Annotated in this window: 12 protein-coding genes; 7 read left to right on the forward strand and 5 right to left on the reverse strand. The window is 57.5% G+C overall.

Features of this window, described 5'->3' with window-relative positions; all coding sequences use genetic code 11:
• Nucleotides 1-39: 39 nt before the first annotated feature.
• The 3 genes from CA51_RS13430 to CA51_RS13440 are packed head-to-tail and all read right to left on the reverse strand — an operon-like array spanning nucleotide 40 to nucleotide 1,781.
• Entirely contained in the window at nucleotides 40-762 is a 723-nt protein-coding gene (locus CA51_RS13430; protein WP_145121386.1) for a phytanoyl-CoA dioxygenase family protein, read from the reverse strand.
• A complete protein-coding gene (locus CA51_RS13435; protein ID WP_197451161.1) occupies nucleotides 755-1,150 on the reverse strand; it encodes a DUF4345 family protein in 396 nt (131 codons plus the stop codon). Before CA51_RS13435 ends, CA51_RS13430 begins: the two co-directional genes overlap by 8 nt.
• A 43-nt stretch (nucleotides 1,151-1,193) precedes the next feature.
• A complete protein-coding gene (locus CA51_RS13440) occupies nucleotides 1,194-1,781 on the reverse strand; it encodes a protein-tyrosine phosphatase family protein (RefSeq protein WP_231745673.1) in 588 nt (195 codons plus the stop codon).
• Nucleotides 1,782-2,070: 289 nt separating this feature from the next.
• Here CA51_RS13440 and CA51_RS13445 point away from each other — a divergent pair, with 289 nt between their 5' ends.
• From CA51_RS13445 to CA51_RS13460, 4 genes are all read left to right on the forward strand, one after another.
• Nucleotides 2,071-2,610 (forward strand): DUF1697 domain-containing protein, encoded by a 540-nt coding sequence (locus CA51_RS13445; RefSeq protein WP_145121390.1) that lies wholly within the window; start codon nucleotides 2,071-2,073, stop codon nucleotides 2,608-2,610.
• 122 nt (nucleotides 2,611-2,732) lie between these two features.
• Nucleotides 2,733-3,485, forward strand: a complete 753-nt coding sequence (gene map / locus CA51_RS13450) for a type I methionyl aminopeptidase (RefSeq protein WP_145121392.1) — start codon at nucleotides 2,733-2,735, stop codon at nucleotides 3,483-3,485.
• Between the two features lie 178 nt (nucleotides 3,486-3,663).
• The gene (locus CA51_RS13455; RefSeq protein WP_231745674.1) at nucleotides 3,664-4,143 is read left to right on the forward strand and encodes a YdeI/OmpD-associated family protein; all 480 of its coding nucleotides are present in this window, start codon (nucleotides 3,664-3,666) and stop codon (nucleotides 4,141-4,143) included.
• 383 nt (nucleotides 4,144-4,526) lie between these two features.
• On the forward strand, nucleotides 4,527-5,054 hold the full coding sequence (locus CA51_RS13460; RefSeq protein ID WP_197451162.1) for an HD domain-containing protein: 528 nt from the start codon (nucleotides 4,527-4,529) through the stop codon (nucleotides 5,052-5,054).
• A gap of 24 nt (nucleotides 5,055-5,078) precedes the next feature.
• Here CA51_RS13460 and CA51_RS13465 read toward each other — a convergent pair whose 3' ends face one another.
• Entirely contained in the window at nucleotides 5,079-5,660 is a 582-nt protein-coding gene (locus tag CA51_RS13465) for a TetR/AcrR family transcriptional regulator (RefSeq protein WP_145121396.1), read from the reverse strand.
• 281 nt (nucleotides 5,661-5,941) lie between these two features.
• Between CA51_RS13465 and CA51_RS13470 the strand changes: the two genes are divergently transcribed.
• Nucleotides 5,942-8,920, forward strand: a complete 2,979-nt coding sequence (locus CA51_RS13470; protein ID WP_145124147.1) for a PSD1 and planctomycete cytochrome C domain-containing protein — start codon at nucleotides 5,942-5,944, stop codon at nucleotides 8,918-8,920.
• A gap of 10 nt (nucleotides 8,921-8,930) precedes the next feature.
• Complete coding sequence (locus CA51_RS13475; RefSeq protein ID WP_145121398.1) at nucleotides 8,931-10,334, forward strand: DUF1501 domain-containing protein; 1,404 nt, start codon at nucleotides 8,931-8,933, stop codon at nucleotides 10,332-10,334.
• A 695-nt stretch (nucleotides 10,335-11,029) separates the two neighbouring features.
• Here CA51_RS13475 and katG read toward each other — a convergent pair.
• A complete protein-coding gene (gene katG, locus CA51_RS13480; RefSeq protein WP_276528643.1) occupies nucleotides 11,030-13,393 on the reverse strand; it encodes a catalase/peroxidase HPI in 2,364 nt (787 codons plus the stop codon).
• Nucleotides 13,394-14,134: 741 nt separating this feature from the next.
• On the opposite strand from katG, the gene CA51_RS13485 reads away from it, so the two are divergent.
• Nucleotides 14,135-15,451, forward strand: coding sequence for a Na+/H+ antiporter NhaA (locus CA51_RS13485; protein WP_145121400.1), 1,317 nt, complete (start codon nucleotides 14,135-14,137; stop codon nucleotides 15,449-15,451).
• The last annotated feature ends 103 nt before the right edge of the window (nucleotides 15,452-15,554 follow it).

The raw sequence follows: 15,554 nt of genomic DNA on the forward strand, positions 1-15,554 counted from the left end.
AACATTTCCGTTACCGGTTACGGTAATTGATGCAGGCCTTCACGCGTCAGGAGCGACAAAATCATGCCACTCCATTCCATCGGGCAGCGACGGCGAGGGAGCGAATTCCAGATGCAAAATCCGTCGATTGCGCCGTGTGCCCGGCGTGGAGGCACCGCTGCTGTGGCTGATCAACGGCCGCATCGCCAACACGTCTCCCGCGGCGGCGTGGATGTCGACCGCGGTTTCGAGCGACTCGCCGGTTGGGTCGCTCGATCGATGCGAGCCGGGGATGACGCGTAGCGGTCCATTTTCGGCGGTTACTTCGTCTAGATGAATCCGTAGCGTCAACAGCTGTTTCAGAACTTCATCGCACGCGATCACATGAGGCACACCCGCCTTGACTGTCGGCCGCGAGAAGGATGCCGAAGTGATCGCGTTATCTTTGACAGCGATCGACATATCCTTGTGCCATGCCAGCCCCCAAGTTCGATCGGGCGGTTTGTCGAAGAACAACGCGCGGACGAGACCGAAGTCAGCTCCCAGTTGCTGGCGTAGAAACGACAGCAACACTTCGCATTGCCAAACGGTTGTCACGTACGGAATCGAATCGATCAAATTTCGCGCCGCGTAGACATGTCCGCGACTGGAGCGGGCTCGCACACTCTTCGTTTCGCCCTCAAACGCTGTCCCGCAGACGGCCAGTAAACGCGCGATCGACGCGTGGCAAACCGCCTGACGCAACATGCAAAGTCCGTCCCGCCGCAGATCCCATTCATCCATCGACGCTTCCTCGCGAAACCACCGCACATCCAATAAAACAAAGAACCGCCGCGATCGCTTCCATAACGGCAACCCCCGCGTGCAAGCCGAAGTATCCATCTGCGATCATGCCAACGCAGCGCCCGGTTGCCGATCCGGCAAGCGGCAAGCCACCGATCAACAGCGCAGCAAACAAATCGCCGCGGCGCCACAGCAAAAACATTGCCGCGCCGATGCCGAACTCGATCCCGCCGTAGAAAGCTCGTATTTCGGTCGCCATCTGCGGCGTTCGCTCTGTGATTCCAAAGCCTTCTAGCAACGCGTTGGGCATCACGGTCAACCAAATCGCGAAGCCCACGAAGGCAGCAGCTGTGATCAGAATCACGACGGTTGGAAAACGATTGGACATTGGCTGCGGTCCGTGAGGCATTGTTAGAGAATCAATTGAATAATCATCGCTTCGTCCGCCGATCGCGGACTCCCCCGGTCCATGATAAGACAAACGCTTCTTGGCTGGCATTTTCAGGAGCTTTCCAGCTTGCCCGCTGGACGTCGGCTTGGCGAAGTCGGGTCAACAGATCGAGAACGTTGGCGGATGTCGCAAGCCCGTGACGCAGCAGCCAACAACAGACAGTTGTTCCGGTTCGTCCCATTCCACCAAAACAATGAACGTAGACGGGGCGATCGGCCGCGAGCGATAAGTCGATAGCATCGAGGATCGAACGCATCCGGTCGACCGTTGTGGTGCCGCCATCGGGGATCGGAAATCGCAAATGAGCAAATTCACCGCCCGCGAGCTCTCGCAGTCCGTTATCGTACCGGACAAACGGTTTGCCGAAATTATTCGTTTCCCCTTCCTCCTGAAGATTGATGAAGGTTCGCATGCCAGCATCGAACAGCGACTGAAGCCGCTGCTGATGTTCCTCGGGATCGGGACGCCCCGGATAAGCCCCGGCGAGCAGGGCACCTTCCAACACCCAATATGTCCGCGAACAAGGTGTTGGTTTGACCGGCTTTTCGAATACCGAAGGAATCTTCATGCGGGCGACTTCAAAACAAAAGTTCAAGCGATAATACTCATGAGCCGCACATTATACGGCCTGGAGATATGCAGCTGACCGAGGCCCGTCCACCGACCAGCGAAAATGCCGGTTTCATGTTGAGTCAGCAGCCGAAACACTAATTCGCCGAAGCACAAACACTCATTTTCCCAACCGCCCCAAAAAACAGAGTTCCATCGATCGTTGGAGACCGTGTCGACTGAACCAACAAAAAGCGTAACAACGCCGATACCTTCCTCCTCCACCAGCTGAGCTCACCAACGCACCAATGAATACATGGATCGCACTCTTTCGCGGTATCAATGTCGGTGGCAACAACATCTTGCCGATGGCGAAGCTGAAGTCGGACCTCGAGTCGCTGCAGCTGAAGAACGTCCGCACCTATATTCAAAGCGGAAACGTCGTCTTCGATTCTACGGCCCGGACGGCTGCTCCATTAGCCGCGAAGATCGCCCGCACGATCGAACAACAGCATGGCTTTCGTCCGCAGTTGTTATTGATTAAGCCAGACGAACTGCGGCAAGCCATTGCATCAAATCCATTCCCCGAGGCGATCTCGGATCCGAAGTCGCTCCATTTCCTCTTCCTTGCCGCCCCGCCCTCGGCCCCCGATACCAAATCGCTCGAAAACGCAAAATCGACCAGCGAACGGTATCAAATCACCGATAGCGTCTTTTTCCTGCACGCTCCCGACGGAATCGGCCGTTCCAAGCTCGCCGCCAACGCCGAAAAACACCTTGGCGTCGTGACGACGGCACGCAACTACCGGACCGTCGAAAAGCTATCAACGATGGTTTCCGTCGCCTGAAGCCATGAATCGCCTCGAATGCATAGCCGCAGCGACCCCGGGCGTTTTAATCTATATTCCCCTCATCGCGGCCGCTTGGCTGGGGATAGGGATCCATTGCCTGACAGAGTGAAGGAAGTTTGATGACAGTAGAAAACGAACAGGATGTCGCTGGGATCTTAAAGACCGGCCGCGTTGTCGCTGAAGTCCGGGACGCCATGCTCGGCGCCGTGGAGCCGGGAATGACGACGGCGGAACTGGATGACTTTGGAGCCGAAATGTTGGATCGCTTCGGAGCGAAATCGGCACCACGCGTAGTTTACGACTTTCCAGGTGCTACCTGCATCAGCATCAATGAAGAGACCGCGCATGGGATTCCGGGCCCCCGCGTGATCCAGCCTGGCGACATCGTGAATGTCGATGTCTCCGCGGAACTCGACGGCTACTTTGCCGATACCGCCGGTACGATCGTTGTTCCACCGATCGCCAAACGCAAGTCACGATTGTGCGACGCGACGGGAGAGGCCTTGCATCGCGCGATCGCCGAAGCTCGAGCCGGGACGTCGATCAATCGGATCGGAAATGCAATTCAGAAAACGGCCAAGTTACACGGATTCAAGGTCATTAAAAATCTCGCCGGCCATGGTATCGGACGCAGCCTCCACGAAGAGCCCGACGGGATCGTCAGCTATTATGATCATCGAGATACCCGCAAGCTAACAGCTGGTCAAGTCATTGCCATCGAGCCGTTTCTTTCGACCCACAGCAGCTTTGTCTCCGAAGCCCAAGACGGCTGGACTCTCGTCGGACATCCCCAAAACCTCTCCGCGCAATTTGAGCATACGATCATTGTTACTCGTGGTGCTCCCATCATTGCGACGCTTTCTCAGTCGTAAACCGATCATCACTAACAACGTCTGGACGCTTGGCGTTAGCTCGCTCGCCCGGGCGTCGCCCCTTTGCAATCGCAAACCAATGCCTGAACCCGATCCACAAAGAATCCGATCCTTCGAAACGCCAGCTGCGTACGGCGCATGGTTGCAGGCGAACCATGATTCAGAACCCGAACTGTGGTTGAAGCTTTTTAAAAAAGCGACCGGCATACCGTCGATCGACTGGACCGAAGCCGTGATCGAATCGCTCTGTTGGGGCTGGATCGACGGCATCAAAAAGTCGCTCGACGACAAGGCATACCTGCAACGCGTGACGCCTCGCCGTCCGCGCAGCCATTGGTCGAAGCGGAACTGCGAACATGTCGAACGTTTGATCGCCGAGGGGCGGATGCAAGAACCGGGCTTAGCACACGTCCACGCCGCGCAAGCCGATGGTCGTTGGGAAGCTGCCTACGCCCCGGCCAGCGAGATGGTGATGCACGACGACTTCTTGGCGGCTCTCCGCGGCAACCCCAAAGCGAACCAAGCGTTCGAGAAACTCAGCAAGTCCAGCCTCTATCTGATCGGCTTCCACTTGCAAACCGCCAAGCGGCCTGAGACGGTGCAAAAACGGATCGCCAAATATGTCGGGATGCTAGAAGAGGGCAAACCGATTCGATAACGCAATTCGTTTCACCACGTCGGCAACGCCCCCGCGCGTCCCAACACGCCGCCTGCGGTTAAACGAATTTTATTGGAAGCAATACCAGCACGAAGCGCAAGCGAGTGATTCGGTTCGCCGGTCGCGAATTCACTAGCTTGCGCTTCGTGCTAGTAAAACCGACAGCACTTTCGCGGAGCGAAAGGCGACCAAACGACAACGCGCGGCCCGATGGGCACGCGGTTAAACTAGCATTGAAGCAGACGCACACCAATCGTTTAACCGCGTGGGCAACGCCCCGCGCGTCCCGCCAATCCACCACGCCGTGCTCGAACCAACGCCTCCTCTGGGCGATGACTTCTTGTAGGATGCGTGTTTGTCAAAGCCGCAGTCCGATATGACGCGTGTTCCAAACGACAACCCTCCGCGAAAGGAGATCGATGCACACCAACGTACAAGTCGCCCGGGAATTTGCCCTGCGGGCACATGGCAGTCAGCAATATGGCGAGCATCCCTATGTGTACCATCTGGATGCGGTCGCTGCGTTGCTCGAGCCATTTGGTGAGCGAGCGCAAGTGGCTGCCTACCTGCACGATACCGTTGAAGATACGGCGACGACGATTGAAGAAATCGAAGCAAGCTTCGGCCAGGCGATGGCGGAAACGGTTGCGATCCTGACCGACGAGGAAGGCGAAATGCGGAGCGTGCGTAAAGCGAAGACCAACGCAAAACTTGCTGCCACAACCAACACGTTGGCGTTGACGGTCAAAGCGGCCGACCGACTTGCCAACCTGCAGGAAGGACAACGCGACGCCGCAGGCAAATTGGAAATGTACCGTCGAGAACACACGGCCTTCCGCAAGGCCGCCTACCGCGACGGGCTGTGTGAGGATCTGTGGCAACGGATTGATGCGATCATTGCTGGCGAGTAACCGTCGCCAGCGGGCACCGGCCCACTAAGCCACCAATCGCATCGCTTGGTCGGCAACTTGCTGGAGTGCCGGTTTATCAAAACTGCCGCGGGCCATGACACGCATGCCGACCAAAAGGGCGAAGAGCGTTCGGGCGGTCGGTTCGGGATCGACCGATTTTGGGATCTGCTTTCGCTGCTGCCCTAGTTTTATCTGTTGCTCGAAGAATTCAGTGAACTCGCGCAGCGAGGTGCCGACGATTTTCTGAGCGGCCGCGTCGTGGTCACCAAGCGTAAGCGACGTGTTGATAAGAAAGCAGCCCTTCTTCTTCGGATCGGACAGCGACTGCTTGACGATCGCATCGAACAGGAACTTAAACGCTTTCAACGGATCATCCATCCGTTCCAATTTCTGGATCAGCGTTCGACGTTGTTCTGTGTCGTATTTCAACAGTGAACGGACGAAGAGTTCCTGTTTGCCGGAAAAGGCATTGTAGAGGCTGCCGCGTTGGATACCTGTCGCCGTTGTCAGATCGGTGATCGAAGTCGATGCATAGCCTTTTTCCCAAAAGACATGCATCGCTTTGTCGAGCACTTCCGCTTCGTCGAATGATTTTTCCCAAGGCATGGCCCACCTCCCGATTCTTACCAGCGATCACTACTCAAATGTACATTGTCTGGACCTATCGGTCAAATCAAAGCGCGGACGTGCGTTGGTCGGATTTCACAGCGGAATTGCCGACAGCGGAGCGTGCATGCCCCACGGGGACAGGATAAAATCAAACACGACGCCCTTGCGATTGGATCCCCCTTCCGCCCCCGCCTCTCCTGCGACAGTCTCCGATGAACATCCGCAGCCACTGCTCGAAGTCTCTCCGAACCGCCCTGGAAAGCTGCCGTTGGGCCACGATGGGCTTCGCAATTCTGTTCGTGGCGACGGAGGCTTGGTCGGCCGAATCGCGTCCGATTTCGTTCAATCGTGACATCCGACCGATCCTGTCCGATCGCTGCTTCGCCTGTCACGGCCCCGATGCCGAAACGGTCGCGGGCGGTCTACGGTTGGATGTCCGCGAACAAGCGGTTGCGGCTGCGATCGTGCCAGGCGATGCATCGGCGAGCGAAGTGATCGCCCGCGTTCTTTCAGACGACGACGATCTCCGGATGCCGCCAGCCGCTTTGCACAAGCCGCTCGATGAATCGCAGATCGCGCTACTGAAGCGTTGGATCGATGAGGGAGCCGAATATGAAGTCCACTGGGCCTACACGCCGCTGCGTCGCCCAGAGCTTCCCCCGCATCAGGACAACGGCTGGGGCATCAACGCGATCGACAGCTGGATCGCTGCGCGGCTGGCCGAGGTTGGTGTCGAACCATCGCCCGCCGCCGATCCGGTGACTTTGGTCCGCCGGCTGGCCTTGGACCTTACCGGCATGCCGCCGACAGCGGCGCAAGCCGAACAGTTTGTTGACGCTCCGTCAAACGAAGCGTATGAACAATTGATCGACCAGCTGCTCGATTCGCCTCGCTTTGGCGAACGGATGGCGATCTATTGGTTGGACCTGGTTCGCTACGCCGACACCGTCGGCTACCACGGCGACCAAGACGTCTCGATGTCCCCCTACCGCGACTTCGTCATCAACGCCTTCAACCGCAATCTCCCCTACGACCAATTTGTGCGAGAACAACTAGCGGGCGATCTGTTGCCCAATCCCACGCTGGATCAAATCGTCGCATCGGGTTACAACCGTTTGAACCAAACGACGGAAGAGGGCGGCGCCCAGCCGAAAGACTACCTGGCGATCTATTTCGCCGACCGCGTCCGCAATGTGTCGCAGGTCTTCATGGGAGCGACAGTTGGATGCGCTCAATGCCACGATCATAAATACGATCCCTACACGGCCAAAGACTTCTACGCGTTAGGTGCATTCTTCGCCGACTTGGAAGAGCAAGGCAAATACGGCGCACGGCAACGTCCGCCGCAAATCCCGGTTCCTACCGCTGAACAGAGCCAACAATTGGCGGCGTTGGATCAACAAGTCGATCGAGCCCAACAAGACCTGACGGAACTGCAAAGCTCGCTTTTGGCGGGGCAAGCGGAGTGGGAAGCAGAGGCGTTGAAGACGGCAGAAGAACCGAACGAGGTTGTCGAAATTTGGCTCGACGATCAGCCGCCGGAAGCGACGTTGAGCGGCGATTGGAACGCGGTGACTGGCGCGACGGAACCGGTTCAGTCGGGCGAGGTTGCGTGGAAACAAGTCGCCAACAAATTGACGCAGCACTACTTCATCAACGCCAAACAAACGATCACGATCCAGGCGAAGACGCGGTTGTTCGGATGGGTCTATCTGGATCCGGAAACCCCACCTGTCGCGATCATGCTTCAATGGAACGATGGCGATTGGAACCACCGCGCCGTTTGGGGCAGTGACGCCATTTCCTACGGGCGCAACAATCCCAAACAGATCTCCCCCGCATACCGTCGCCAGGGGAAGCTGCCTGAAACGGGGAAGTGGATCCGTCTGGAAGTCGATGCGGCCGACGTCGGCTTCAAGCCGGGTGACGTCGTCAACGGAATGGCGTTTACTCAATTTGATGGAACCGCCTATTGGGACTCCGCAGGGACGCGAATCACCGACGCCTTGGCTCCCAACCTCGTCGCCGCGCTGCGAACACCGGCTGAGGAGCGTAGCGACGAACAAACAAAACAACTGCGTGAACATTACCTGACCACGCACCCGTCGCACATCGAACAGTCGGCGAAAGTCGCTCGAGCCACAGCCGCTCACGATGCGTTTGCCAAAACGATCACGACGACGCCGATCAGTAAATCGGTGACACCGCGGCCGATCAAAATCCTGCACCGCGGGAACTGGATGGACGAATCGGGGGAAGTCGTCGAACCGGCGATCCCCGAATTTCTAGGAGCCTTGGAAACCGAAGGCCGTGCCACGCGTCTCGACTTGGCCAATTGGATGTGTGAACCAGAGAACGTGTCGACCGCGCGGACGATGGTGAATCGGTTGTGGTACCTGATGTTCGGCCGCGGAATCTGTACCAGCGTCGACGATTTCGGCGGCCAGGGAACATTCCCCAGCCATCCCGAACTGTTGGACTACCTGGCGGTCGAGTTTGTCGAATCGGGCTGGGACATCAAACATATGCTGCGGATGATCGCTCGCAGCGCGACCTACCGCCAGTCGTCGAAGCCGTCGGCCGCGCTGCGTGCCCAAGATCCCTACAACGATCTGTTCGCTCGCCAAGGTCGGTTTCGGATCAGTGCCGAAATGGTCCGCGACACCAACTTGATGATCAGCGGGCTGTTGGTCGAAAAGGTCGGAGGCCCTAGCAGCAAACCGTATCAACCCGCGGGCTATTACGCTCAGCTGAATTTCCCACGACGGACGTACGTCGCCGACGATGGCCCCGATCAATATCGGCGAGGCGTTTACACGCACTGGCAGCGAACGTTTCTGCATCCGATGCTCAAGGCCTTCGACGCTCCCAGCCGCGAGGAATGCACGGCGATGCGATCGCGATCCAACACACCGCTGCAAGCGTTGACGCTGTTGAACGACCCCAGTTTTGTCGAAGCCGCTCGCGCCTTCGCCGCGCGGATCATGCAGGAAGCTGACGGATCGGTCGCCGATCGCATCGATTGGGCCTACCGCCAAACGGTGCTCCGCGACGCCGATCCTTTCGTCGTACAAGAGCTTGAAAAGTTGTACGCCAACCACCACAAACACTTTGCCGCCCACGCCGACCAGGCTCACCAGATGGTCGCTCACGGAAATGCTCGCACGTCGGAAGGGCTCAACACGGCGGAACTGGCGGCCTGGATTAGCGTCGCCCGCGTGCTGTTAAACCTCAACGAAACGATCACTCGGTATTAGAGTCGAAGCTATGAACCATCCCTTCCGTTCACACCACAACTCGCTGGCTCGCCGAACGTTTTTGCGACGCGTCGGTCTTGGCTCGGTCGCGCTGTCATCGCTGCTCGATAGCGAAGCCGGCGCGGCGACGCTGGCGGAAGTGCCTCACCATAGGCCACGGATCAAACGGGTGATCCATCTATGCATGGCGGGTGGACCGAGCCATCTGGAAACGTTTGACAACAAGCCGGAACTTGCGCGACTCGACGGCCAGCCGATGCCGGAGTCGCTGACTGCGGGCCAACCGATCGCTCAGCTGCAAAACCGAGCGCTCAAGGTGATGGGGCCGCAACATCCGTTTGTCCGACAGGGGAAATCGGGATTGGAGATGACGTCGGTTTTCAAACACATGGGGCAAGTGGCCGATGAGATGTGCGTGATCAAATCGATGCACACCGAACAGATCAATCACGACCCGGCTCACACCTTCTTCAACACCGGCACGGCGATCAGCGGACGGCCGTCGATGGGATCGTGGGTGCTGTATGGATTGGGATCGGAAACGCAGAACCTGCCCGGCTACATCGTGTTGACAAGCGAGGGAGGCGGGCAATCGCAACCGATCAGTTCGCGGCAGTGGCACTCCGGATTTCTACCGAGCCAGCACCAAGGAGTGCAGTTGCACGCGACGGGGAATCCCGTTCACTACGTCGGCAATCCGGCGGGTGTTGGGCCGAGGCAACAGAAAGAGATCGTCGACGCGATCGCGCGGATCGATTCGCATCGCAACGAAGTGTTGGACGATCCCGAGATCGCGACGCGGATCAAGACCTACGAGATGGCGTTCCGGATGCAGGCATCGGTTCCCGAGTTGACCGAGATGTCGGACGAATCACAGAAGACGATCGAGATGTACGGCTGCACGCCCGGCGATGGATCGTTTGGCAGCAATTGTTTACTGGCTCGCCGCTTGGCCGAACGCGGCGTCCGCTTCATCCAACTGTATCATCGCGGCTGGGATCACCACGGCGGAGTGAAAGCGGGAGTCGCCAAGACGGCGTCGCTTGTCGATCAAGGGACGACGGCGCTGGTGCAAGATCTGAAGCAGCGAGGGATGTTGGACGAGACGCTGATTGTTTGGGGAGGCGAATTCGGCCGGACGCCGATGGCGCAGGGAAGTGGCCGCGATCATCACATCAAAGGCTTTTCGATCTGGCTGGCCGGCGGCGGTGTCCGCGGCGGAACGACTTACGGTGCGACCGACGATTTCGGATACAACGCAGTACAGAACAAAGTCCACGTCCGCGACTTCCACGCCACAATGCTGCACATGTTAGGAATCGATCACCACCGCTTCACCTACAAATTTCAAGGCCTCGACTTCAAACTGACAGGCGTCGAAGAAGCCCATGTCGTGAAAGACATTTTGAGTTGACGCCCAATAGCGTTTCCTACCAATTCAGAACTTGGATTTGTTTGCAAAGCTTCGTCGACTCAGGATGAGTGTTGGCAGAATGATCGGGGCAGAATGATATGTCGCGCATCATCATTCTGCCCCGATCATTCTGCCAATCTAAAAATTGGCTCATTCAGATGTTCTAAAATCCCTGCTGCAAAAATCACTTTCGCCCAGATGCCCCGGACAGAGCGTACGCTGGCAGAATGATTGCTGGCAGAATGATTCGCCGCGCATTAATTATTCTGCCCTCATCATTCTGCCAATCTTGAAATTGTTTCCTTCAAATGTTCTGAAATCCCTTCTGCAAATAACTCTCCGTCAGATGCCCCGGACAGAGCGTACGCTGGCAGAATGATTCGCTGGCAGAATGATTCGCCGCGCATTATTATTCTGCCCTCATCATTCTGCCAATCTTAAAATTGTTTCCTTCAAATGTTCTGAAATCCCTTCTGCAAATAACTCTCCGCCAGATGCCCCGGACAGAGCGTACGCTGGCAGAATGATTTGTCGCGCATCATTATTCTGCCCCCATCATTCTGCCAATCTTAACACTGCGACATCAAATTTTTTCAGAACTACCCAGCACGTATAACAAGCTGCCAACTGCGAGAGCTAAGTCAAAATAAAAACGGTCCGCGCACGTGGCGCGGACCGTTTTCGATCGACAGCGTTTAGCGCCGGCCAACGAGAGCGACTTGCGTTCCACTGCGTTGTTCGCGATCGAGATCGAATCGATCGAGATTCATTACCTTGGACCAAGCGGCTGCGAAGTCGTGGACGAACTTCTGCTTCGCGTCTTCGCTGGCGTAAACTTCGGCGATCGCTCGCAGTTGCGAGTTTGAACCGAAGACCAGATCGACGGCACTCGCCTGCCAACGCAGTTCACCACTCTCTCGGTCGCGTCCTTCGAAGAAGTGTTCACACATCGGCGACTTCTTCCAAACGGTCTCCATGTCCAACAGATTCACGAAGAAGTCGTTCGAGAGCGTATCGGACTGCTTTGTAAACACGCCCAACTTCAAAGTGTCGGCGTTCACGTTCAACACTCGCATCCCGCCAACCAACGCGGTCATCTCGGGGGCCGTCAACGTCAACAAGTTCGCTCGGTCGACCAACAGTTCGGCCGCGGGGCGGTCGAGCGTATGGCCGTAGTAGTTGCGGAAGCCATCAGCCTTCGGTTCCAGGACTGCAAACGCTTCGACATCAGTCTGTTCATCGGTCGCATCGGTGCGGCCCGGATAAAACGGAACCTCCACTTCGTAGCCGCCGTTCTTGGCCGCTTGTTCGACTGCCGCAACACCGCCCAACACGATCAGATCGGCAAGCGAAACCCGCTTGTCACCCGATTGCTTTTCGTTGAAGTCCTGCTGAACTTTTTCCAACGTCTTCAAAACCTTGGCGAGTTCCGCCGGTTGGTTCACCGCCCAATCTTTCTGCGGAGCCAGTCGGATCCGAGCACCGTTGGCACCACCACGCTTGTCGCTGCCGCGGAACGTGGAGGCGGAGGCCCATGCGGTCTCCATCAATTCGGAGATCGAAAGTCCCGAGTCGAGCAAGATCTTCTTCAGTTGTGCGATCTCCGCTTCGCCAATCAAAGCATGATCGACCGCGGGTACCGGATCCTGCCACAATTGCGGCGGGGCGACCTCAGGTCCCAAGCATCGCGAAACGGGGCCCATGTCGCGATGCGTCAACTTGTACCACGCGTTGGCGAACGCCTTCTCAAACTGATCGGGATTCTCGTGGAACCGCTTGGAAATCGGACCGTAGATCGGATCCAGCTTCAGCGACAGGTCGGTCGTGAACATGATCGGCGCGTGCGATTTGTTAGGGTCGTGCGCGTCGGGAACGGTTCCCTCGGCCGATTTATCCTTCGGCGTCCACTGATGCGCCCCGGCGGGACTCTTGGTCAACTCCCATTCGTAGTCGAACAAGTTGTCGAAGTAGCTGTTCGACCACTCGGTCGGCGTCGTACTCCAAGCTCCTTCCAAACCGCTGGTGATCGTATCCTCAGCGTTCCCCTTACCAAAGGAGTTCTTCCAGCCGAGGCCCTGTTCTTCCAGTCCCGCCGCTTCGGGTTCGGGGCCTACGTATTTGCTGGGATCGGCCGCACCGTGACCTTTGCCAAACGTGTGCCCTCCGGCGATCAAGGCGACGGTTTCTTCATCGTTCATCGCCATCCGAGCGAACGTTTCACGGATGTCGTGTGCTGCCGCCAACGGATCGGGCTTGCCGTTGGGCCCCTCGGGATTCACGTAGATCAATCCCATCTGGACCGCGGCCAACGGATTTTCCAACTCGCGATCGCCATGGTACCGCTTGTCGCCCAACCACGTCGTTTCGGGGCCCCAGTTGATGTCTTGTTGTGGTTCCCAGACGTCCTCGCGTCCACCGGCGAACCCGATTGGTTCCAAGCCCATCGATTCGAGCGAACAGTTCCCGGTCAGGACCATCAGATCGGCCCAAGAGATTTTTTTGCCATACTTCTGTTTGATCGGCCACAGCAGACGACGGGCTTTGTCCAAGCTGGCGTTGTCGGGCCAGCTGTTCAGCGGCGCGAAGCGCTGCGTCCCATAACCGGCACCGCCGCGACCATCGGCTACGCGATAGGTCCCCGCACTGTGCCAAGCCATGCGGATGAACAACGGTCCGTAATGTCCGTAATCGGCTGGCCACCAATCCTGCGACGTCGTCAGCAGCTCGGTGATGTCCTTCTTAACCGCGTCGAGATCCAAGCTGTTGAATTCCGCCGCGTAATCAAACCCATCCCCCATCGGATTGCTTTTGACCGAATTCTGATGCAGGATCTGCAGGTTCAATTGATTGGGCCACCAGTCGCCGTTGGAATACGCCCCCGCAGCGGTGTGCCGCGCACTAGGATCGAGCGGCGGGCTCATCACCGGGCATTTTTGAATCCCCTTGAGACTATCCCCCGACGAACCATCCGAAGGTGGATCCTCAGCGAATCCCGTGGTTGCCATGCCGAGCACGGCGAAGCTTGTCATTAAACAAGCCAGCTGAAATGAAAGTTGCATCGTTTTCTCCTGAAGGTGAAACTGTCGTTGGAAGCTGAGGCCTTCCGCCCCCCGCCCGTGTCGAATAGTTCGACTTGGTAGCGGTTCTCCCGACTACTGAAGCTAGTATCTGCGAATTCGCCCGATGCATCCAATGCATTCCTTCGATACGCACAATGTGCGCAACGCATCCCGCTGGTCGACGCCTCGTCTCGACCCGAACGGCAGACACCTACAGTAGTTTCCCTAGGCTCCATGTGCAACAACTCGCTCTGGCGGGGCATGGTGAGACCACGTGGCAAACGAGAAGGCGGTTCACTGGGGCATTTCCCCCTGAAAGATGCTTTCCGGCCCAGCTCATTTGGTGCTCCTCACTCCCAAACGCCTAGATCACGACAATTTTTTTGCGGCTGTGTTGCCTCGAATTCCGAGGGAGACGACGGCACCGCCGGTAGGTGCTGAGCAATGCCACCTTATCGGCATAGCTGATCGATGCGTCAAAAACTCGATCCCAGCGTTTCTTCTCGTGTTTTTTGGTGTTCGTCGTCCGGTCGGCGGTCTAGAACGTAAATGGAGCAGCACCGCTGGGTGCACCGCCGCGACAAACGTCGATAACCGGGGACGTCAGGTTTTTGGGGATTTGAATCCCCCGAACCGGTGCCACGCCGGCGGTTGAATTTGTCTTCAGCCGTTCCCGACCTATGCTTTTCCCAGGCACTTTCGCCCGCTTTATCTATCAATCCACACGGTTAGGGCTACCCGATGGAAACGAACCAATCCGACAGCGCCAGACGAATCGATCTGCGGTTCTTCTTTGAAAACTCGCTGTTTCTCGTCCTCGGTGCGGCGATCGCTCTGATTTGGGCCAACGTCGCTAACAGCCAAGGCTCCGACGCCTACAACGCATTTGTACACTGGGACATCGCTCAATTCCTGGGGCTGAGCCACGGACATGCTCACGCAGCCGAAGCGGGCGGACACCACGGATTCACGATCCATTTCCTAGTCAATGACATTTTGATGGCTTTGTTTTTTGCCATCGCAGCGAAAGAAGTTTGGGAAGCGTTGCTTCCGGGCGGACCGCTTTCGAACCTTCGCAAAGCTGCCACGCCGTTGCTGGCAACCCTCGGTGGCGTCGCCGGACCGGCGATAGTCTATCTCGCCGGTACAACTTTGCTGGGCCGCAACGACACGCTTGGTGCCGGCTGGGCTGTTCCTTGTGCAACCGACATCGCGTTCAGTCTACTGGTCGCCCGAATGATCTTCGGTGGCGGACACGCGGCGATCTCGTTCCTGTTGTTGTTGGCGATCGCTGACGACGCGATTGGACTGATGATCCTGGCTGTCTTCTATCCATCGGCCGAAACAAATTTTGCCTGGCTTGGATTCACCGTCGCCGCAGTCGCTTCGGGTATGGCGATGAACCGCGCAGGAGTCCGCAATTTCTGGTGGTACCTGGCGATCCCCGGCGTCCTCAGCTGGGTCTCGTTCTACATGGCTGGCATCCACGCCGCGTTGGGCCTGGTTCCGATCATCCCCACCCTTCCGCACGCGAAGACCGACCTTGGATTCTTTGCCAAAGCTGAAGACGCGCGGACCGATACGTTGAACGCTTTCGAGCATTGGTGGAAGCATCCTGTCGAACTGATCCTGGGCATGTTTGCCTTGGTCAATGCGGGCGTCGTCTTCAGCAGCGTCGGAGCGGGCACCGGATTGGTCCTGCTGGGACTGTTTGTTGGCAAGCCGCTTGGTATCGGCCTGATGACTCTGCTGGCCGTTCGATCGTTCAAGCTGGAGATGCCTGAAGGAATGAACATGCGGCACGTCGTCGTGCTCGGCTGCATCGCCAGCCTCGGCTTCACCGTCGCGTTGTTTGTTTCGACAGCCGCCTTCCCGATGCCCGGACCGATTCAAGACTCGGTCAAGATGGGAGCGTTGATGAGCTTCTTGGCTCCGGTAAGTGCATTCGCAATGGCGATGGCCTTGGGAATTCGCCCGGCATGTTTTGGAAAGCGAAAACCAGCCGCGGCAACGCAAGCTCGTAAGCCGCCGAAGGCTCACAAGCAACACGCCCTATAAAAAACGACCGGTCGATGAACCGGTCGCTTGGCAACAATCAGGCGCCGCATCGCGGCACCCAATGAATTTTGAAGCGACGGCGTGTTGGCGCCGTCGCATTTTT

Origin of the sequence: Rosistilla oblonga (assembly GCF_007751715.1) — a bacterium.
In the GTDB taxonomy this organism is placed as follows: domain Bacteria; phylum Planctomycetota; class Planctomycetia; order Pirellulales; family Pirellulaceae; genus Rosistilla; species Rosistilla oblonga.

What these genes read in the sequence shown, in the direction of transcription:
- CA51_RS13430 (WP_145121386.1), bottom strand. Translation starts at nt 762, where the DNA reads ATGGATGAATGGGATCTGCGGCGGGACGGACTTTGCATGTTGCGTCAG.
- CA51_RS13435 (WP_197451161.1), bottom strand. Translation starts at nt 1,150, where the DNA reads ATGTCCAATCGTTTTCCAACCGTCGTGATTCTGATCACAGCTGCTGCC.
- CA51_RS13440 (WP_231745673.1), bottom strand. Translation starts at nt 1,781, where the DNA reads ATGAAGATTCCTTCGGTATTCGAAAAGCCGGTCAAACCAACACCTTGT.
- CA51_RS13445 (WP_145121390.1), top strand. Translation starts at nt 2,071, where the DNA reads ATGAATACATGGATCGCACTCTTTCGCGGTATCAATGTCGGTGGCAAC.
- map (WP_145121392.1), top strand. Translation starts at nt 2,733, where the DNA reads ATGACAGTAGAAAACGAACAGGATGTCGCTGGGATCTTAAAGACCGGC.
- CA51_RS13465 (WP_145121396.1), bottom strand. Translation starts at nt 5,660, where the DNA reads ATGCCTTGGGAAAAATCATTCGACGAAGCGGAAGTGCTCGACAAAGCG.
- CA51_RS13470 (WP_145124147.1), top strand. Translation starts at nt 5,942, where the DNA reads ATGGGCTTCGCAATTCTGTTCGTGGCGACGGAGGCTTGGTCGGCCGAA.
- CA51_RS13475 (WP_145121398.1), top strand. Translation starts at nt 8,931, where the DNA reads ATGAACCATCCCTTCCGTTCACACCACAACTCGCTGGCTCGCCGAACG.
- katG (WP_276528643.1), bottom strand. Translation starts at nt 13,393, where the DNA reads ATGCAACTTTCATTTCAGCTGGCTTGTTTAATGACAAGCTTCGCCGTG.
- CA51_RS13485 (WP_145121400.1), top strand. Translation starts at nt 14,135, where the DNA reads ATGGAAACGAACCAATCCGACAGCGCCAGACGAATCGATCTGCGGTTC.